The sequence below is a fragment of the Stenotrophomonas sp. STEN063 genome (assembly GCF_056854515.1).
On record NZ_JBXFWF010000041.1, the window covers coordinates 1 to 19,387 of the forward strand.

The following is a 19,387-nucleotide window of genomic DNA, read 5'->3' on the forward strand; positions in this document are numbered from 1 at the left end:
TCTCTTGGTGGCGGGGGGTGGTGGTGGGGGCGGGCCGGGCGCGGGTGGCGCTCCCGGGGGGGCGGGCCCCGCCCGCCTCCCCCCCCCCCCGCCGCCGGCCCCCCCACTACAGGGCATCACCGGGAAAGCCTCAGCCGGGCATGGCCCGGCCGCCTTCAATCATGCCCGCCGGCATCCACATCCAGGGTCATCTGGTAGGTGAACTGGTCCGGCCGGTACAGCACGCTGAGCAGGTCCACCATGTTGCCGTCACCGTCATAGGAGCGGCGCTCCAAGGCCAACAGCGCGGTACCCGGCTCGACCTTCAGGTGCAGGGCGGCAATCGCATCGGCGTTGACGGCCGACAGCACCTGCTCCACCTGCTTGATCTGGATGCCAGCCGACTGGAACAGCTTCAGCCGTGAGCTGTTGGACAGCTTGGCTTCGCTGAAATCGGGGTGATCGGTATTGGTCCAGCTGTTGTAGTAGCCAAACGGGGTATCGCCACGCAGGCGCAGACGGATCGCATGTGCCAGCAGGTCGCGCGGGCCGGTATCGAACAATGCGCGGATCGGCTCCGGTGGCACCGCACGGCGGAACTGCAGCAGTTGCACCTTGGTGTGCTCGGCCAGCACTTCCAGGCTTTCCAGCAGCCCGGTCAGCGGACTGTGCATCGGCTTGGGCCGCGAGCGGTGGATGACGTGGGTGCCCTTGCCGCGGCGGCGCTCTACCAGGCCCTCGGCGGCCAGCTCGTCCAGCGCCCGCTTGGCGGTGATGCGTGACACGCCAAAGCCGTCGGCCAGGTCGAACTCGGTGGGGATGCGGGCGCCGCGCGGGATCTCGCCATTGAGGATGCGGTCGCGCAGCAGGCTGAACATCTGGTGGTAAAGCGGCGTCGGCAAGTCGTTGCGCAACAGCTTGTGCGCGTTGGCACTCAATAGTGTGGCCAGTGTGTCTTGGGACATCTCGCTTCACCCTCCTTTGGCTTAATGCTATAACGATAGAACAAATAGGATAGGCCATGGTCACTGAAGAAACCGTGATTTGCTGGAGCCGTGACGGCGCGCTCGCCCGCATCGGCATCCACCGACCCGACAAGCGCAACGCCCTGGCCACCCGCCACTGGGCGGCGATCGAGGCCGCACTGGACGAAATTGCCGCCAGTGATGCCCAGATCGTGGTGGTGTCCGGCGTCCCGGGGGCGTTCAGTGCCGGCGCCGATATCGACGAACTCGGCCAGCTGCTCACCGCTCCGGAGGCCTTTGCCGCCAACAACGCCCAGGTCCAACGCACCCAGCTCAAACTGCAACGCCTGCCGCAGACCACGCTGGCCGTCATCGACGGCGCCTGCGTGGGCGGCGGCCTTGGCCTGGCCCTGGCCTGTGACCTGCGCCTGGCCAGTACCCGCAGCCGGTTCGCTATCACCCCAGCCAAGCTCGGTTTAGTTTACAGCGCCGATGACAGTCGCCGGTTGCTCAACACGGTCGGCATGGCCCGTACCCGGGAAATGCTGTTGACCGGACGTCCGCTCGACGCAGCCACCGCACTGGATTGGGGCTTGATCAACCAGTTGGCGGGCGAGGATGGCATCGAGGCGCTGGAGCAGGCGCAGGTGCAGCAGTTGCTGGCCACCTCCGGCCAGGCGCGGCGCGCAATCAAGATCGTGCTCGGGCATCTGGGTGGCGATGCCAGCGTGGGTGTGGCACAGGCCGATGCGGCGTTCAACGACGCCTTCAGCAGCAGCGATTTCGTTGAAGGCGCCGCTGCCTTCCTCGAAAAGCGCGCGCCGCGCTTCAACTGAGGCCTGCATAGATGCCCGCCTACCTGATCATCGAAGCCCACGTTACCGATCCCCAAGGCTTTGCCGCCTACGTCCGTGCGACACCAGCGGTGGTGGCGCGCTACGGCGGCCGCTATCTGGTGATGGGCGGCGAACAAACCAGCTTGGAAGGCGTACACGCGCCGAGCCGCACGGTGATTTCCTGCTGGCCTGACCGCGACGCTGCCTTGGCGTTCTGGCACAGCCCGGAATACGCCGCGATCAAGCCGCTGCGCGCCGGCACCGGCAGCTTCCGCGTGCTGCTGGCCGATGGCGTGCAGACGCAAGCCCTCAACGACACCGCAACCGAAGGGAAAGCCCCATGATCGACGCGTATCGCGCGCTGGCCCTGCAGACCACCTGCCGTGCCATCAATGCCTGTGCAACACCGGCCGCTGCCGCCGCGGCGGTCGCTGACAACATCGAGCGGGTAGGCCGACAGATCCGCGCGTCCAAGGCCTTCATCGGTGCCGACCTGAAGCTGGTGGTGCTGCCCGAATACTTCGCCACCAGCTATCCGTTGGGCGACACCATTCCTGGCTGGGCGGCCAAGGGCTGCTTCGCCATGGATGGTGCCGAATACGAACAACTGGGTCGCATTGCCCAGGACAATGGCGTCTATCTGTGCTCCAACGCCTATGAGCGCGACCCGAATTTCCCGGAGCTGTACTTCCAGTCGTCGGTGATCCTGGACGACAGTGGCAACCAGATCCTGCGCTATCGCCGGCTGATCTCGCTGTATGCACCCAGCCCGCATGATGTCTGGGACAAGTACCTGGACGTGTACGGCATCGACGGCGTGTTTCCGGTTGCGCGCACGCCGCTTGGTCGCCTGTCCTGCATCGCCTCGGAAGAAATCCTGTATCCGGAAATCGCGCGGGCGATGGGCCTGCGTGGTGCCGAGGTGTTCCTGCATTCCACCAGCGAAGTCGGCAGCCCGGAGCTGACTCCCAAGGACATTGCCAAGCGTGCGCGCGCGCTGGAAAACATGGCCTATGTGGTTTCGGCCAATACCGCCGGCATCAGCGGCGTGGATATTCCGCTGGGCAGTGCCGATGGCATGAGCAAGATCGTCGATGACCAGGGCAGGGTGTTGTCCGCCGCGGGTACCGGTGAATCGATGGCCGCCTACGCTGATCTGGATATCGCCGGCCTGCGCCGCCGTCGCCTGCGTCCGGGCATGGGTAACTTCCTGTCGCGGCTGCCGCAGGCTGCGATCAATGCCGGCCTCGGCGGCACCGCCTTGAAGCCCAATGCGCTGCTGGACGGCGACAGCTTGAAGATCCCGCAGCGGGCCGACTTCGCTGCCCGCCAGAAAGCCACCCTTGATGCACTGCTGAGCGCGGGAGTACTGGGCAATGACTGACGCAAGCACGCTGCCGCTGCGCAATCCGCGCACCGGTCTGTTCGATGGCGAACTGCCGATCACCTCCGCTGTTGAGGTTGCTGCATTGGGTGCCGGCCTGCGCCAGGCGCAGCTGGATTGGGCCGAACACAGCATCGAAGAACGCTGCGCGCGCTTGAACGCCTTGGCCGATGCGTTGGTCGCGCGCCGTGACGGTTTCCTCGACGCCTTGCTGGCCGATACCGGCCGCTGGCACGAATCGCAGATTGAAGTGGACGGCACGGTCGGCGCGATTCGCCGCTGGGCGCAGCAGGCGGCAGGGTGTCTGGCGGAAAAGCCCGCCCAGCAGGAGGCCATTCCCTTCATCCAGAGCCAGCAGACCTGGGTGCCGTATGCGGTGGTGGGCGTGATCAGCCCGTGGAATTTCCCGCTGATGCTGACCTTGATCGATGCGGTGCCAGCGCTTGCCGCGGGCTGCAGCATCCTCGCCAAACCCAGTGAAGTCACTTCGCGCTTCGTGCCGCTGCTGCGCGAAGCATTGGAGGAAGCGGGCCTGGGCGCGGTGTTCAAGCTGGTCACCGGCGCCGGCACCACCGGCCAGGCGGTGATCGATGCCAGCGACCAGATCTGTTTCACCGGCTCGGTCGCCACCGGTCGCAAGGTCGGCGAAGCCTGCGCTCGCCGTTTCATTCCGGCTTCGCTGGAACTCGGTGGCAAGGACCCGGCACTGGTCTTGTCCGATGCCAATATCGAACATGCCGCCCGCGCCTTGGCCTGGGGCAGCTTCGTCAATGGTGGCCAAAGCTGCATGTCGATCGAGCGGGTCTACGTGGAAGCGCCGGTGGCCGATGCCTTCATCGCCGCGCTGGTGAAAGAAGCGTCCGCATTGGAGCTGGCCTGGCCGGATCCGAAGCAGGGCCAGATCGGCCCGGTGATCGCCGCTTCGCAGGTGGAGCTGGTACGCGCGCAGCTTGCCGATGCCAAGGCCAAGGGCGCGCGTGCGCTGACCGGCGGCGAGCTGATCGACCATGGCGGTATCTGGTGCCCGCCGACGGTGCTGGTTGATGTCACTCACGAGATGGCGGTGGTCGCCGACGAAAGCTTCGCCAGCGTCCTCCCGGTGATGGTGGTGGCCGATGAAGCCGAAGCCATCGCGCGTGCCAATGCCACCGAGTTCGGCCTGTCGGCGGCGGTGTTCACGCAAAGCCCCGAGCGCGCGCAGCGGGTGGCGCGCCAGCTGCAGGCCGGCGGCATTTCCATCAACGACGCCTGCTTGACCGGCATGGTGCAGACCGCAGAGAAGCAGAGCTTCAAACTCTCCGGCATGGGCGGCTCACGCATGGGCACGGCATCGATCCGTCGATTCGTGCGCGCACGCGCGCTGCTGATCAACACAGGTACGGCATCACCTTGGTGGTTCGCGCAGGCCTGAGGATCTGCCTCAGCACACCAGTACGAACTGGCCCAGGAAAATACCGAAACCCAGCATCCACATCGCCAGCATCGCTGGAACCCCGGCGATGCGCAGTAGCCAGCGTGGCTTCGGCCGCGCATTGCGTGTTGCGCGGAAGATCAACAGCAGCAACACAATGCCGCCGCCAACGAACAGCGCGAAGATCGACCAGCCCAGCAGCCAGAACGCAGTGGATTTGCTCGATTCCTGCGGGCACTGGGCCATTGCCAGCGCGGCCGGTGACACCATGGAAAGGGCGACGATGGATAGCAACCGGGCCAGTCCCGGCGAAGCAACAGACATGTGGAGGATTCCCCCCTGATGGATGCGTCAACGGTGATCCTGCCACATCTTACGGTCAGAGCCCCAATACGCCGGGGTTCATGCGCCGCTGCGGATCCAGCAACCGCTTGATGTCGCGCAGTAGGGCGGCAGGCGGATCCTCCAGTTCCGAAAGGAACGGATAGGTACGCCCAATCTGATTGGAAGCGCCCCCCATCCGTGCGAACAGGGCGCAGGTCAGCTGCCGCAATTGCTCGACCAGCGCCCGCGCATCGGGATTGTCCGGCCCTTGCGCAAAGGTCTGCAGCAGCGCTGGCTGCACCGTGGCTGCGTGCAGCGGCTGCCAGTTGTCCTGCCAATGAAACACAGCCTCGAAGCTGAAGCTGTAGTTGCATAGCGCCGAGCACAGATACGTAACGCGCACGCCACAGTGTTCGATCTCGGCAGCGTGCGCGGCGATCAGCTGTTGATGGGCGCGGATCAGTGCTGGCGCGCGTGAGTGCGCCACCTTGACGTTCAATGCCGCCCAACGGCTGCCGTTGGCGCCCAGCACCGCGTTGAGCCCTGGGAAGGGATCGGCGCGGGCGATACGTGGCACGGTTGCGGCGATCCCGTTGCCGCCATGTTGCTGGGCCAGCGCCCGCGCCGTTGCCAGATCATGTTCAACCGCCGCCGGACTATTGCCTGCGGCAACCAGATGCAGGCTGAAGGCATCGGCCGGAACGACCTGGCGTCCGGCCCTGGCCATGCCGAGCAAGGCCCTGCACTTGCTGGCAATGCCCGAGGTGCTTTCCAGCACCTGCCGCAACGCCCGCAGCGCGCCAGCCACGCTGCGGGCGCGCTCGATATTCGCCGCCACCGCACCGGCATCCAGCACATAGGCTTCCTCGGCCAGGCCCGCGCGGGCAACGGCTGACAATGCACGCGCGGCGGATTCGAAATCGGTGAACGCGAAGGAGGCGTAACCGTTGTGTGCAGGCAGCGGAATCAAGCGGAACGCAGCACGGGTCTTGATGCCGAAAGCGCCGCCGTCATGCATGAACAGGCCGGTGGTGTCCGGGCCGAAGTTGCGGAACACCGGTTCGGGCGCAGCCTTCAGCGCCCACTGCCCGGTGCGCAACACGTCGCCATCGGCGGTGATGACTTCAACGCCGAGTACATTGTCGGCGGCCGATCCATAGCGCGCGCTGCCGAAGAACAAGGCACCGTGGCTGAGCCCGCCACCAATGCTGGCGCCTGCACCGGAGAACGTACCGAAGTACGGCACGCGCAGGCCCAGTGGTGTGAGCGCGTCATGGAGTTGTTTCCAGGTCACCCCTGCCTGCGCCACCACGTACATGTCCTCGGCGCTGATATGTTCGATCTGGTTCAGCGCGGACAGATCCACCAGCACACTGCCACTGCTTTCACACAGGTAACCGCCGGTATAGCTCAGGCCGCCGCCACGCGGGATGACCGATAGTCCCGCAGCGGTGATGCGTGCAACCGCCTGTGCCAGGCAAGCACTGTCGCGCGTGCGGATGACCGCCAGCGGCGGCGGCCCACTGCTGTACAGGTCGCCGGCCATCAACTGCAAGGTGTCGCCATCGCACAAGACCGCGTCCTCACCCAGCAACCCGCGCAGATCTGCCAGCAACACGTTGTGATCGTTCATTGTCATGTTGGCTTGAACACGCTGACGAACACGATTGCGGCAATGAACAGCCACAGCACGCCAAGCACCGAGGTCGCTTTGACATAGGTACGGCGGATGATGGCATTGCTGGCATCGCTCTGGCCTTCCTGCGCCATCACCTTCCAGGTGTGGAAGTGCGCGATAAGCGCCAGCCGTATGCCGACGCCGGACGCCATCACCCCGGCGTACAACGCCAGCTTCCAGCGCAGCCATGCCGGCATGTCCCAGCCGCCGCCGAGCAGGCCGGTAGCCAGGCACAGCAGCAGCGCCATGAACAGGTAACGGGAGCCGCGGTCGATCGCCGCCAGGCGTGCACCCAGGCGGGTATGCCGTAGCTGGTGCACGGCTTCGACGAAGATCAACCACAACACGCACAGCACAGCGGCGATGGCGGCGGTGATGTAAGCACCGGGTATCAAGCCATACAGCGCGGCCAGCGAGAATCCCAACCCGGCCTGCAACACCAGTGCGTAGCGCACGTGCTGGTCCACGTGCATCACATGCTCCATCAACCGGCTGCGCTCAACGAAGGGAATGTTGCTGCCATTGCAGACGTAGCGGTAGGTGCTGTTGATCACCAGTTCCGAGCCCAGCCAGTAGCCAAGCACGGCGATGTGCGCGACCAGCAGGATCTGCAGCAGCACCTCAGTGCTCCTGCACGTGATAGCTGCTCAGCTCGTAGGCGGTCTGCATGTAGCCGGTGACGCTGGCGCGCAGCAGGGTGTAGTGCTCATCGGCGCTTACCCACAGATCGTAGTCAGGGTGCTCTTCCGGCATGCCGACATCGAGGATGCGGAAATGCCGTGCCTTGAAGCGGCCGGCGATGACATCGATCTCTTCCTCACCGATGTATTCGATGGCCAGTTGTACCGGGTAGATCATTGGGCCGGTGGCGCCGCGATGATCCGGCGAGGACAGCAACATGAAGAAATGCTGCTTGCCCGGCCCCTGCGCCAGATCGTAGAGCGACATCGCATAGGCATCGTTGATGATGGCGTGGTTGCCGAAGGCCCGTAGCGGCGACTGCAGCGGGAAGCGCTGGCAGATGCGCCCCTCCACCGTAGTCGAGGATTCGCACTGGGCCTCGCTGGCGTTGAAGGTGAACCAACCCGAGCCGCGGAACCGGCCGCCAACGGCGATGCGCACGAAGCATTCCTGCGGCATGTTGCTGGAATCCACGCGCAGGTTGACGTCGCGCACAACAGCGGGCGCATCGTCGATCTCGCAATGCGCGGCCAGCACGCGCGAGCCGTCGCGGTGCACGTCCAGGCGGAAGCTTTCGCGGCCACGTTCGGCGCCCTGCCGGTGGCTCTGGTTGCTGGTGTACTGGATGCTGCCGGTGATGGAACGGGCGATGCCGGTCATGCCGTGGTCTCCTTGGGAAGCGGTTCAATCTGCAGGATGCTCACCGGCACGTGGTCCGGGTCGTAGACGATCATTTCGCGGTACAGGCCGGCCGGCGAACGGGCGCTGGCGGTGTGCTTGGGATAGGCGAGTGGCGGCGTCAGGAAGCGGTACCCGGCTGCGCCCAGCGCGCAATGCAGCGCATCGAAGCAACCGGTGGACAGCACCAGCGCTGCCTGCCCGTGGGCAGGTTTGCCCAGCGGCGGTGCAAGCGTGTTCAGCGCGGTCTGGCTTATCTCGAACAGGCCGACGATGACCGCTGCTTCCGCTTCGGTCGCGAGCATTGCGATACGGATGCGACAGGCGGGCAACTGCAGCAGTCCGCCTGCCATCGGCCCTTCCAGGGTCTTTTCCTCGACCACGACCAAGCCCAAGGTGTCGCGGTAGAACCGCAGCGAGGCTTCCAGGTCGCGGCAGAACAGGGTGAAGCGCTCGAACTGAAGGTGCATGTCACTCCTCGTTGCTGCGCGGGGTGCCATCGGCGGTGGTTCTGTGGCCGTGCTGGCAGGAACAACGTCAGGGGGCCGACAGATACTCGATCAGCGCCTGCCGGCGCGCCGCATCGGGTACGGCGATGACCATGCGTGTACCAGGCACCCGCTTCGTCGGTGCTGCCAGATAGGCATCCAGTTGTGCGGCGTCCCAGGTGATGTCGCTGGCGCGCAGCGCGGGTGAGTAATCGAAGCCGGGATTGCTGCCGGCCTTGCGCCCGAGCAGGTCGTGCAGGTTCGGCCCCATCCTTTGCGGTGCACCGGCATCGCGGCTGTGGCAGGTCGCGCACATCGCGAACGCCTGTTCGCCGCTGATTGCGGTGGTGGTCGCGGCGGGCGCTGCCTGGGCTTCGGCCGCGGCCGGAGGTGCAGTTGGCGCACTGGCGGCGGCCGGCTCGCGTTGTTTGCTGCAGCCAATGACGAGCAATGAGGCGACGATGATCAACATGGAGCGCATGGCGGGACCTTGCAGGAAACCAGAAGGGCGGGAGTACAGCGGACCGCTGGAAGGAGGCGGCGTCGGTTGGGCAGTTGCGGCCCGTTTGCCGCCCATACAACAGGCTTGGTATTTGTCCGGACAAATAAATATCAGAATGCCGGCGCGAAGAAAAGCTGCAAGGTTGCATGGCCTGCGCCTGCCCGGATTCGCGCTTGTCGAATCTCCCCCGAATGCGGTCTTCTAGTCGAAGATGAAATGAAATACGCTCCCATTCAGGAATAAGACCGTTGGGGAACGCGTCATGGGAAAAGCAGGGAAAGCGATGTTCCGATCCATGTTGCTGTTGGCCTGCCTGGCGTGGCCGGCAGCCGCGCAACAGGTGCCGGTTGAAGTGTTTGCCAAGGCCAGCCCGTTCTCGATGCCGACGCTGTCGCCGAGTGGCGAATACCTGGCAATGGGCACCGACTTCGGTGAAGGCAACCACGCGGTGCAGATACTGCGCCTGAGCGACATGCAGCGCACCGCGGTGCTGCGCCTGCCGCGCTTTGAAAGCCCGTACCAGATCATCTGGGTAAGCGACAAACGGCTGGTAGTCGCCAAGGGGAGAAAGTACGGTTCGCTTGAAAAGCCGCTACCGATGGGCGAGATCGTCGCCAGCGATTTCGATGGACAGAACCAGCGCTATATCTACGGCTACGAACAGCAGAATGCCGCCGCGGGCCTGGACCGTGGCTTCGGTTTCATCGAGGGCGTGGCCCAGGGCAATGATGACCGCTTCTACATGCGTCAGCTCAAGCGCAACCCCACCAACTCGATGTTGTACCTGGTGGATGCGGGACCACGTCCCAACTTCAAGTTGATTGCCAGCATCAATGTGCCGAGCCTGGAGTTCGTGATCGACCGCAATGGCGTAGCGCGTTACGCATGGGGGCGCGACGATGACGACAACTACCTGCTGTACGCCTCCGGGGACGGGCAGCGCTGGCAGCCGGTCCTACAGGAAAACGTCGGTGGCGTCTGGACGCCCTATGCGTTCTCGGCCGACAACCAGCGTGTGTATGGGCGCTTCAGTCGCAACGACGGGCCGGTATCACTGGTATCCAGCGCTGCAGACGGCAGTGACCGGGACACCCTGCTCGCGGATGGCTTCAGCAACGTCGGCTTGTCGCAATGGACGCGCGATCCGGCGGTACCGTTTGCTGCCTCGCCGGTGACGGGGCGTCCACAGTTGCAGTACTTCGACCCTGGCAAGCCGGAGGCGGAGCTGCACAAGGCCTTGGCGGACCTGCTGCCGGCACAGCACGTGACCTTCGACGACGTGAGCCGTGACGGGCAGACGATCCTTGTGCACCTGGCCAGCGACCGTGATCCCGGCGGTTGGTACGTATTCCGGCGTGCGACCAACAAGCTGGAGAAGGTGTTGGCGCCCCGCGAGGGTATCGACCCAACGCTGATGGCCGAGCGCCGCCCGGTGCGTTTCAAGGCTGGTGATGGAACGGAACTGGAGGCGATACTGACCATTCCGCGCAACAGCGAGGGACGAAGGCTGCCAACCGTATTGTTGCCGCACGGTGGTCCGCACGGTGTAAGTGACGATTGGTTCTACGACAACGACGCACAGTTCCTCGCGAATCGCGGCTATCTGGTGGTGCAGGTCAATTACCGCGGCAGTGGTGGCCGCGGCCACGCATTCGAAGAGCTCGGTTACCTGCAGTGGGGAACGCGCATCCAACAGGACGTGTTGGATGGCTTGAACCATGCGGCTTCCCTGGGCCTTGCCGATACCTCGCGTGTATGCAGTTATGGCGCGAGCTTCGGCGCGTACTCGGCGATGATGCTGGCCGCGCGGCAGCCGGAGTTGATCCGCTGTGCGGTGGGTCTGGCCGGTGTCTATGATTTGAAGATGATGTACAAGAAGGGCGATATCAAGGACCACGCCTTTGGCCGCAACTACCTGACGCGCGTCATCGGACGCAACGACGAGGAGTTGGCGGCCAATTCGCCGACCTCGCTTGCGTCCAGCATCAAGGCGCCGGTGTTCCTCGCCCACGGTGAGCGTGACGAGCGCACGCCGATTGCACAGGCCAATGCAATGCGTGCGGCCCTGGTTTCCGCCGGCAAGCCGCCGGAGTGGATGGCGGTTGCGGGCGAAGGCCATGGCTTCTACAACGACGACAACAGCGCGGCGTTCTATCGTGCGCTGGAAGCGTTCCTGGCGAAGAATATCGGCCAGTAAGCCTGCACCGGCGCCGGTCGCGCTTGCCGAAAGTTGCCATCACCCCGCCGCTGGTGGTGGGGTGTATGGTGTCCGGGTCGATGAATCGCCCGGACAGGAGCACGTAACCATGATCCCGCAAGCGCATTTCGATCTCGCTGGCAAAGTGGCCATCGTCACCGGCGGTGGCAACGGTATTGGTCGCGCCAGTTCCCTGATGTTGGCGGCGTATGGCGCGGCCGTCGCCATTGCCGACCTGAAGCTTGCTGCTGCAGAAAAGGTGGCAGCGGAGATTGTCGCGGCCGGCGGCAAGGCCTTGGCCCTGGAGTGCAACGTGCTCAAGGACGAGGACCTGGTTCGCGTGGTCGAGCGCACGGCGGCTGAACTTGGCGGCATCCACATTCTGGTCAACAACGCCGGTGGCGGTGGTGCCGGGTGCGAGAGTCCATTCGAGATCAGCGTGGAGCAGTTCGAGCGGCCCTTCCAGATCAATGTATTCAGTGCGTGGCGGCTGTCGCAGCTGTGTGCGCCGCACATGAAGCAAGCGGGCTATGGCTCCATCATCAACATGTCCTCGATGAGCTCGATCAACAAAAGCCCGGCGATCAGTGCCTATGCTGCGTCAAAAGCGGCGATCAATCATATGACCGCGAACCTCGCGCATGACTATGGCCCGGCCGGGATCCGGGTCAATGCGGTGGGGCCGGGTGCGGTGCGCACGGATGCCTTGGCGACGGTGCTGACGCCGGAGATCGAGGAGCGCATGTTGTCGCATACGCCGATCAAACGCCTGGGTGAAGCCGACGACATTGCCGGTGCGGTGCTGTACTTCGCCGCGCCGATCTCCAACTGGGTCAGTGGCCAGACCTTGTTCGTCAATGGTGGCGGTGTGCAGACGCTGGATTGATGCCCTGCTTATTCCGGTAGCGTGGACAGGAACTCGATCACGGCCTGGCGGCGTGCCGGGTCGGAGGTGGCATTGACCATCTTGCTGCCGGGTACCAGTTTGGTCGGTGACTTGATGAAGGCATCCAGGGTCTGCGCATCCCAGATGATGCCGCTGGCCTTCATTGCGTCGGAGTAGTTGTAGCCCGGAGCGGTGCCGGCCTTGCGGCCAATCACGCCATGCAGATTGGGGCCAACGCGGTGGCCGAGGTTGGCGCGGGTGTCGTGGCAACCAGCACAGATGGCGAATGCGCGTTCGAGTTCGCGTTGATGTGGATCGGCATTGGCCGAGTGGTTGAAGGCATCGCGCTGGCCGCAGGCGCTGAGCGTCAGGCAGGCGAGGGCGATCAGTGGAAGGCGGGGCATTGCTTTCTCGGTGCAGGGGCGGCCGTGGTTGTTCGGCGTTGGCAATGATGGCTGGTGCTGGGAGGGGAAGCAAAGGCTCAAGCAAGAGCCCCTCTCATCCGCCCGTTGGGCACCTTCTCCCGCAAGCGGGAGAAGGGAGACTTCATGCATTTTTGGGTCTGTTGGAAAGCGCTCGAAGCAGAAGCTCGAAGCAGAAGCTCGAAGCAGAAGCTCGAAGCAGAAGCCCCCTCATCCGCCCGCTGGGCACCTTCTCCCGCACGCGGGAGAAGGGATGCTTCAGAGCATTGCTTGAGCTTTGGCTTTTCGGCTCCGGACAGAGTTGGCGGAGTGCGCCGAAGCTAGTGATGCCGGCCCATGCAGAATCGCGACGAAGCAGCCCCTCTCCCGTTTACGGGAGAGGGGTAGGGGTGAGGGCAGCTTTTGAGCTTTTGGCATTTCAAGCTTCTAAGCTTCCAGGCATTCCGGCTCATAGCTTCAAAGCCCCCCACCAAAAAATCATCACTTCTTCCCAGCAAACGTCCTATCCAGACTCTGCTCAAAGGTGTGATACCCGATCCGCTCATACAGTTCCTCGCGGGTCTGCATGGTGTCCACCACATTGCGCTGGTGGCCATCGCGACGGATCGCGGTGTACACGTTCTCCGCGGCCTTGTTCATCGCGCGGAACGCCGACAGCGGGTAGATGCACATCGCAACACCCACCGAACCCAGCTCTTCGGTCGAGAACAGCGGCGTCTGCCCGAACTCGGTCAGGTTGGCCAATACCGGCACCTTCACCGCATCGACAAAGCGCTTGTAGGTCTCCAGGTCATACGAGGCTTCGGCAAAGATGCCATCGGCACCGGCCTCGACGCAGGCCAGCGAACGCTCGATCGCCGCGTCCACGCCTTCCATCTGGATCGCATCGGTACGCGCGATCAGGAAGAAATCCGGATCGGTCTTGGCATCGGCGGCGGCCTTGACCCGGTCCACCATCTCGCCCAGCGACACGATTTCCTTGTTGGGGCGGTGGCCGCAGCGCTTGGCACCGACCTGGTCTTCGATATGGCAGGCCGCCGCACCGGCCTTGATCAGTGACTTCACCGTGCGCGCGATGTTGAACGCGCTCGGGCCAAAGCCGGTGTCGATGTCCGACAGCAGCGGCAGGTCACAGACGTCGGTGATGCGGCGGATGTCGGTGAGCACGTCGTCCATGGTGTTGATGCCCAGGTCCGGCAGGCCCAGCGAGCCGGCGGCGACGCCGCCACCGGACAGGTAGACCGCACGGAAGCCCGCCCGCTTGGCCAGCAACGCGTGGTTGGCGTTGATCGCACCGGGGATCTGCAGCGGGCTTTCCTGTGTGAGCGCCGCGCGGAAGCGGGCGCCTGGACTGACAATGCTCATCAAAACTCCTGTGGGTTGATGGCGACGTTTACATCGCCGGATAGTTCGGTCCGCCACCACCCTGCGGGGTCACCCACACGATGTTCTGGGTCGGGTCCTTGATGTCGCAGGTCTTGCAGTGCACGCAGTTCTGCGCGTTGATCTGCAGGCGGGTGTCGCTGCCTTCGCCGACGAACTCGTAGACGCCAGCCGGGCAGTAACGTGCCTCAGGGCCGCCATAGGTGGCCAGGTTGACCTTCACCGGCACGCTGGCGTCCTTCAAGGTCAGGTGGCTGGGCTGGTCTTCCTCGTGGTTGGTCGAGGACAGGAACACCGAGCTCAGGCGATCAAACGTCAGCACGTTGTCCGGCTTGGGATAGTTGATCTTCGGCTGGCTGGCGGCCGGCTCCAGGCACTCGTGGTCGGCCTTGGTGCGGTGGATGGTCCACGGCGCATTGCGGATGCCCAGCTTGGGCAGCAGCCACTGTTCGATGCCGGTCATCAGCGTGGCCAGGGTGCGGCCCTTCTTGAACCACTGCTTGAAGTTCTTGGCCTGCATCAGCTCGGCCTTCAGCCAGCTGTTCTCGAAGGCTTCCGGATACGCCGTCAGCTCATCGCGCGAGCGACCGGCGACCAGCGCATCGAACGCGGCCTCGGCGGCCAGCATGCCGGTCTTGATCGCGGCGTGGCTGCCCTTGATGCGGCTGACGTTGAGGTAGCCGGCTTCGCAGCCGACCAGCGCGCCGCCCGGGAACACGGTCTTGGGCAGCGACAGGATGCCGCCGGCGGTGATCGCACGTGCGCCGTAGGCAACGCGCTTGCCGCCTTCCAGGTGCTTGCGGATCGCCGGATGGGTCTTGAAACGCTGGAATTCCTCGAACGGACTCAGCCACGGGTTCTTGTAGTCCAGGCCGACCACATAGCCGATCGAGACCTTGCCGCCTTCGGCGTGGTACAGGAAGGCACCGCCGTAGGTGTCGTTGTCCAGCGGCCAGCCGGCGGCGTGCACCACCAGGCCCGGCTCGTGCTTGGCCGGATCGATCTGCCACAGTTCCTTGATGCCCAGGCCATAGGACTGCGGGTCCTTGCCGGCATCGAGCTTGAACCTGCTGATCAGCTGGCGGCCGAGGTGGCCACGCGAGCCTTCGGCGAAGATCGTGTACTTGGCATGCAGTTCCATGCCGCGCTCGTAGTTCGGGCCCGGCGTGCCGTCCTTGTGGATACCCATGTCGCCGGTGGCCACGCCCATCACCGCGCCGTTCTCGTCGTACAGCACTTCGGCGGCGGCAAAGCCCGGGAAGATCGACACTTCCAGTGCTTCGGCCTGCTGCGCCAGCCAGCGGCTGACTTCGCCCAGGCTGATGATGTAGCTGCCGTCGTTGTGGAAGCATTCCGGCAGCAGGGCGTGCGGGGTGCTCTTGGCGCCGGTTTCATTCAAGAACAGGAATTCGTCGCGGGTGACGGCCTGCCGCAGCGGCGCACCACGTTCCTTCCAGTCCGGGAACAGCTCGTTGAGCGCGCGCGGGTCCATCACCGCGCCGGACAGGATGTGCGCGCCGGGCTCGGAGCCTTTCTCCAATACGCACACCGACAATTCCTGGCCCTTCTCGACCGCCAGCTGGCGCAGGCGGATGGCGGTGGCCAGACCGGCAGGGCCGGCGCCGACGATGACGACGTCAAATTCCATCGCTTCGCGCGGCGGCAGGGCGGTGTTGGCTTCAGTGTTCATGCAAGGGCTCTTGGGTAAAGGCCGGCGCGTTTTCTGGCGACGACGGTTGCCTGGAACCGCCGCCTCAACGTGAGGCGGCGATGATCTGCGAAGGCGCAGCGTTCCAGATCAGCCCTGCGTTGTCTGCCAAATGGGCGAACACGCGTTCCAGGTGCTTGATGCGGTGCGGCTGGCCCATCACCCACGGGTGGATGTTGAGCGCGAGCAGGCGACCCTGTCCGTTGCGCTGCGCCTCCTCAAGCAGGAAATCGCAGGCATCGACCATCTGGTCCGCATACTCGGCCTCGGCATGCAGATTTTCGCCGACGATGAAGCGATCTTCCAATTCCAGTGACAACGGCAGTGCGGTGAGGGGGCCGTTGGCGGTCTGGAAGGGGTAGGGCAGCTCGTCGTTGATCCAGTCACCAAACCACTGCAAACCGGCCTGTTGCAACAGTTCCGGGGTGTTCTCGGACTGCGAGCGGGCCGGTGACAACCAGCCCTGGATGGGGGCGTCCGAATACGGGGCCAGCGCGGCCAAACTGCGCTGGATGTATTCAGCTTCGCGCGCCGGGTCCAGCCCGCCGTAGTGCACGCTGTCCATGTTCCAGCCGTGCGCGACGAGCTCGGCGCTGCGCGCCTTCAACCTGCGCAGCAGGGCCGGGTAGCGTTCGGCCAGCTCGCCGTTGACCGCAGTGCTGGCGCGCAGACCGTACTTTTCCAGCGCATCCAGTACGCGGAACACGCCGACCCGATTGCCATAATCGCGCAGCGTGTAATGGCGCAGGTCCGGGTAGGGCATGACCATTGCGCCGTGCGGCTTGAAGCCCTCGCCCTTGGGGTTGAGCGGGAAGTGCTCCAGGCTCAGGTTGATCCACAGCGCCAGCGGCTTGTCGTCGGGCCAGCGCACGGCCGGGCGCTCGGCCAGCATCGACCAGCTGTAACGCGCATGGTCCATGCCATGGCGCAGCTGCGGGTACTCCAGGAAGCTGCGATCCAGGCTCATGCCGCGTCCTCCGCGTTGATCGCCGTCATCGAGGCCAGCGCATCGTCGTAGTGCTTGTCCAGATAATGCTGGGCGATCTCGCGGCCGGTGGCCTTCCACACCTTGTCGTGGCTGCAGATGTAGTCCATCGCATCGTGGAAAGCGGCCAAGCGGTGCGGGTGGCTGACCTGGTAGGCGTGCAGCGGCACGCACATAACCGTGCCGGAGTGCTCGCCTTCGGCGTACAGGCGGTCGAAGGCGTCCTTGATCATCTGCCCGTAACGGCGCGGCTCGATCTTGTTGGTGACGTAGACGATGGTGTCGTTGAGCTCCAGCGAGTACGGCACCGACACGAAGCGCTTGCCCGAGCGGGTCTTTACCGGCGTTGGCTGGTCATCGTGGAACAGGTCGCAGGTGTACAGGCCACCGGCCTCGGCGAACAGGTCGATGGTGGCGTCCGAATGCGACAGCGCCGGTGCCAGGTAGCCGTCGCAGTGTTGGCCGGTGTGCTCGGCGATCAGCGCCATCGAGTGCGCGATCATCTCCCGCTCCTGCGCCTCGTTCATGCCGTAGGTATAGCGGGTGTTGTAGATGCCGTGGCTGAAGAATTCCCAGTTGCGCTCGGCCGCCATCTGGATCACTTCCGGATGGTGCTTGAGCATGGCCGTGGACAGCGACACCGAGCCGCGCAGGCCGTACTGGTCCATCACCCGCATCATCCGCTGGTGACCGACGCGGTTGCCGTAGTCGCGCGTGCCATAGCCCTGGATGTCCGGCAGCGGACGCGGCCACGGTTTGCGCTGCGGGTTGGCCGGCGGCGCGTACTCGTAGAACTCGATGTTGGGCGCGATCCACAGCGCCACGCGGGCACCGCCCGGCCATTCGATCTTCGGACGGCTGTCGTAGGGCCAGTAGTCGAACAGGCCGGGGTCGGACTTGGTCGTGGCGTTCATGCGCGCAAGGCCTGCAGCTGTGCGGCCACATGCTCGACCGGCTCCACGTCGCCGTACTTGAGCATGATGTCGCTGAGGTTGGCGAAGTGCGGGATCTCGTGCTTGTCGGCCACGCATTCTTCCGGAACGATGCTGCGGTAGCCGCGCGACAGGCTGTCGATCACGCAGGCGCGGATGCAGCCCGAGGTCGAGCCGCCGGTGATGATCAGCGTGTCGATCTTGTGGAAGGTCAGCAGCGACCACAGGTTGGTTTCGAAGAACGGGCTGGCCATGCGCTTGTGCATGACGATGTCGCCCGGCTGCACGTCGGCGCGTGGATCGAACTGCGCGCGCTCGGAGCCGTGCTTGATGTTCTGCAGCGAGTCCGGCGTGTTGGTGCGGGTGCCCCAGGTGCCGGCGTCTTCGCCCGACTCCAGGTACGCCACATACGTCCACACCACCGGCAGGCCGAGCGCGCGCACCTGCGCCGACAGCGCATTGATGTGCTCGATCTGGCGCGGGTCGGTCTCATACGCGGTCTTGAACGCGGCCAGGTCGGTATAGGCGCGTTGCACATCGATGTTGACGATGGCCGGGCGCGCGCCGAAGCCGAACTTGGCGCGGTTGGGGTTGGCCTTGACCTGCTCCCAGTACTGGCGGGCGGTGAGGTTGGACGTTTCCATCACGGGCATGGGGTCTCTCCGTTGCAGTAGTGGGGATCAGGTAGCCGAGGCGCGCGCGCGTTCGTCGCGCACCAGCGTTGCGGCCAGCAGGGCCAGCACGATCAGCGCGCAGATCAGGCTGAAAGCGATGTGGTAGCTCTTGGTGATATCGAAGATCTTGGCCGTTACCCAGATACCGAGGCCGGCGGTGGTCGCATCGAGCAGGGTGATGGTGCCGAGGATCTTGCCGGCCGAACCCAAGCCGAAGGCGTTGACCGCCAGCAGCTGGATCATCGTGTACAGGCCACCCCAGCCCAGGCCGAACAAGGCCAGCGAATACCAGATCAGGTCGGCGCGCATCGTCGCCAGGATCAATGCACCTGCGGCCATGATCGCCAGGTTGACCAGGAACACGCGCTTGGCCGGCAATACATCGGCGAGGAAGCCGAAGATGAACTTGCCCACCATTGCCAGGCCGAACATCAGGCCAAGGCCATTGCCAGCGGTGGCCGGCTCAAAGCCGAGGTCGCGCATGTGCAGGAACAGGTTGGAGGCAACCGCCATGATCGAGAAGAAGGTGGTCATCGCCACGAAGGCCAGCACCCAGAAGGTGCGGGTGCGCATCGCCTGCTGGTAGCTCAGGTCCGGCAATGAGGACGCGGCCGGCTTGCCGGCGGCGGCCTTGGCGGCCAGCGTGTCCGCGCCCCAGGGCTGGATGCCACCCGGGCGCGGGCTGCGCACGAACAGGAAGGCCAGGATCAGGAAGGCCAGTGGGATCGCGGCTTCCCACAGCAGCGCTGCGCGCCAGTCCATGCTCTGCATCAGCTGCACGCCGAGCTTGGGGAAGACCATGCCGCCGAGGCTGGTGCCGACCAAGGCAATACCAATTGCGGTGCCGCGATGGGTGGCAAACCACTGCGATACGAAGATCACTGCCACATTCAGGCCGGCGGCGACCAGCACCGCGGCAAAGCCGACGTGGATCCAGTACAGGTGGGCCAGCGAATGGATGTGCGCATAGGCCGCATACAGCGCCGCCAGCAGCGCGATGCCGGCCAGCACCAGTTTGCGCGGGCCAACCTTGTCGATCAGCGCACCCAGGAACGGCGCCATCCAGCCGGCCAGCACCAGGGTGATCAGGTCGCGCAGCTTGAGCTCGCTGCGGCTCCAGCCGAAGTCCTTGAGCAGGGATTCGTCGAAAGCGGTCAGGCCGGTCACGGTCAGGCCGTTGGAGACCAGCAGCACCAGCATCCCCATCAACGCCATCAACCACGGGTAATAACGCTTCAACTTCATCGACGCACCTCAAGAGTTGGGTTATGGCA

The 19,387-nt window shown here is 64.6% G+C and carries 20 protein-coding genes; 6 read left to right on the top strand and 14 right to left on the bottom strand.

Annotated features, from left to right (window positions below):
- Positions 1-155: 155 nt before the first annotated feature.
- A complete protein-coding gene (locus AC1VWL_RS11920) occupies positions 156-944 on the bottom strand; it encodes a GntR family transcriptional regulator (protein ID WP_282268348.1) in 789 nt (262 codons plus the stop codon).
- 56 nt (positions 945-1,000) lie between these two features.
- Here AC1VWL_RS11920 and AC1VWL_RS11925 point away from each other — a divergent pair, with 56 nt between their 5' ends.
- Genes AC1VWL_RS11925 through AC1VWL_RS11940 form a run of 4 tightly spaced genes read left to right on the top strand, consistent with a single transcriptional unit; the run spans position 1,001 to position 4,575 of the window.
- A complete protein-coding gene (locus AC1VWL_RS11925; protein ID WP_481533894.1) occupies positions 1,001-1,780 on the top strand; it encodes an enoyl-CoA hydratase/isomerase family protein in 780 nt (259 codons plus the stop codon).
- Positions 1,781-1,791: 11 nt separating this feature from the next.
- A complete protein-coding gene (locus tag AC1VWL_RS11930) occupies positions 1,792-2,124 on the top strand; it encodes a DUF1330 domain-containing protein (protein WP_481533893.1) in 333 nt (110 codons plus the stop codon).
- Positions 2,121-3,164, top strand: coding sequence for a nitrilase-related carbon-nitrogen hydrolase (locus AC1VWL_RS11935; protein WP_482986832.1), 1,044 nt, complete (start codon positions 2,121-2,123; stop codon positions 3,162-3,164). Before AC1VWL_RS11930 ends, AC1VWL_RS11935 begins: the two co-directional genes overlap by 4 nt.
- Positions 3,157-4,575 carry an aldehyde dehydrogenase family protein gene (locus AC1VWL_RS11940; RefSeq protein ID WP_482986833.1) on the top strand — a complete coding sequence of 473 codons (1,419 nt, stop codon included), beginning with the start codon at positions 3,157-3,159 and terminating at the stop codon, positions 4,573-4,575. Before AC1VWL_RS11935 ends, AC1VWL_RS11940 begins: the two co-directional genes overlap by 8 nt.
- A gap of 9 nt (positions 4,576-4,584) precedes the next feature.
- Here the strand turns inward: AC1VWL_RS11940 and AC1VWL_RS11945 are convergent, their stop codons facing one another.
- The 6 genes from AC1VWL_RS11945 to AC1VWL_RS11970 all read right to left on the bottom strand — a co-directional run bounded on the left by AC1VWL_RS11945 (position 4,585) and on the right by AC1VWL_RS11970 (position 8,905).
- Positions 4,585-4,899, bottom strand: coding sequence for a hypothetical protein (locus AC1VWL_RS11945; RefSeq protein ID WP_481533891.1), 315 nt, complete (start codon positions 4,897-4,899; stop codon positions 4,585-4,587).
- A gap of 55 nt (positions 4,900-4,954) precedes the next feature.
- Positions 4,955-6,538 carry an FAD-binding oxidoreductase gene (locus AC1VWL_RS11950; RefSeq protein WP_482986834.1) on the bottom strand — a complete coding sequence of 528 codons (1,584 nt, stop codon included), beginning with the start codon at positions 6,536-6,538 and terminating at the stop codon, positions 4,955-4,957.
- The gene (locus tag AC1VWL_RS11955; protein ID WP_482986835.1) at positions 6,535-7,197 is read right to left on the bottom strand and encodes a hypothetical protein; all 663 of its coding nucleotides are present in this window, start codon (positions 7,195-7,197) and stop codon (positions 6,535-6,537) included. Before AC1VWL_RS11955 ends, AC1VWL_RS11950 begins: the two co-directional genes overlap by 4 nt.
- 1 nt (position 7,198) lies before the next feature.
- The gene (locus tag AC1VWL_RS11960) at positions 7,199-7,918 is read right to left on the bottom strand and encodes a hypothetical protein (RefSeq protein WP_482986836.1); all 720 of its coding nucleotides are present in this window, start codon (positions 7,916-7,918) and stop codon (positions 7,199-7,201) included.
- Positions 7,915-8,406, bottom strand: a complete 492-nt coding sequence (locus tag AC1VWL_RS11965; RefSeq protein ID WP_482986837.1) for a VOC family protein — start codon at positions 8,404-8,406, stop codon at positions 7,915-7,917. The genes AC1VWL_RS11960 and AC1VWL_RS11965 overlap by 4 nt, the downstream gene beginning before the upstream one ends.
- A 67-nt stretch (positions 8,407-8,473) precedes the next feature.
- Positions 8,474-8,905 (bottom strand): c-type cytochrome, encoded by a 432-nt coding sequence (locus tag AC1VWL_RS11970; protein ID WP_482986838.1) that lies wholly within the window; start codon positions 8,903-8,905, stop codon positions 8,474-8,476.
- A gap of 304 nt (positions 8,906-9,209) precedes the next feature.
- Between AC1VWL_RS11970 and AC1VWL_RS11975 the strand changes: the two genes are divergently transcribed.
- Complete coding sequence (locus AC1VWL_RS11975; protein ID WP_482986839.1) at positions 9,210-11,123, top strand: alpha/beta hydrolase family protein; 1,914 nt, start codon at positions 9,210-9,212, stop codon at positions 11,121-11,123.
- Between the two features lie 109 nt (positions 11,124-11,232).
- On the top strand, positions 11,233-12,009 hold the full coding sequence (locus AC1VWL_RS11980) for a glucose 1-dehydrogenase (RefSeq protein WP_482986840.1): 777 nt from the start codon (positions 11,233-11,235) through the stop codon (positions 12,007-12,009).
- A gap of 8 nt (positions 12,010-12,017) precedes the next feature.
- Here AC1VWL_RS11980 and AC1VWL_RS11985 read toward each other — a convergent pair whose 3' ends face one another.
- From AC1VWL_RS11985 to AC1VWL_RS12015, 7 genes are all read right to left on the bottom strand, one after another.
- Positions 12,018-12,413 (bottom strand): c-type cytochrome, encoded by a 396-nt coding sequence (locus AC1VWL_RS11985; protein ID WP_481533883.1) that lies wholly within the window; start codon positions 12,411-12,413, stop codon positions 12,018-12,020.
- Between the two features lie 498 nt (positions 12,414-12,911).
- Positions 12,912-13,796, bottom strand: a complete 885-nt coding sequence (gene prpB / locus AC1VWL_RS11990) for a methylisocitrate lyase (RefSeq protein ID WP_481533882.1) — start codon at positions 13,794-13,796, stop codon at positions 12,912-12,914.
- 28 nt (positions 13,797-13,824) lie between these two features.
- Positions 13,825-15,504, bottom strand: a complete 1,680-nt coding sequence (locus AC1VWL_RS11995) for an electron transfer flavoprotein-ubiquinone oxidoreductase (RefSeq protein WP_482986841.1) — start codon at positions 15,502-15,504, stop codon at positions 13,825-13,827.
- A 64-nt stretch (positions 15,505-15,568) separates the two neighbouring features.
- Positions 15,569-16,489, bottom strand: a complete 921-nt coding sequence (locus AC1VWL_RS12000; protein ID WP_482986842.1) for a polysaccharide deacetylase family protein — start codon at positions 16,487-16,489, stop codon at positions 15,569-15,571.
- Positions 16,486-17,421, bottom strand: coding sequence for a polysaccharide deacetylase family protein (locus tag AC1VWL_RS12005; protein ID WP_482986843.1), 936 nt, complete (start codon positions 17,419-17,421; stop codon positions 16,486-16,488). The genes AC1VWL_RS12000 and AC1VWL_RS12005 overlap by 4 nt, the downstream gene beginning before the upstream one ends.
- Positions 17,418-18,092, bottom strand: coding sequence for an isochorismatase family protein (locus AC1VWL_RS12010; RefSeq protein ID WP_303747971.1), 675 nt, complete (start codon positions 18,090-18,092; stop codon positions 17,418-17,420). The genes AC1VWL_RS12005 and AC1VWL_RS12010 overlap by 4 nt, the downstream gene beginning before the upstream one ends.
- 27 nt (positions 18,093-18,119) lie before the next feature.
- Positions 18,120-19,358: an MFS transporter gene (locus tag AC1VWL_RS12015; protein WP_482986844.1), complete on the bottom strand. Its 1,239-nt coding sequence runs from the start codon at positions 19,356-19,358 to the stop codon at positions 18,120-18,122.
- Positions 19,359-19,387: the final 29 nt, after the last annotated feature.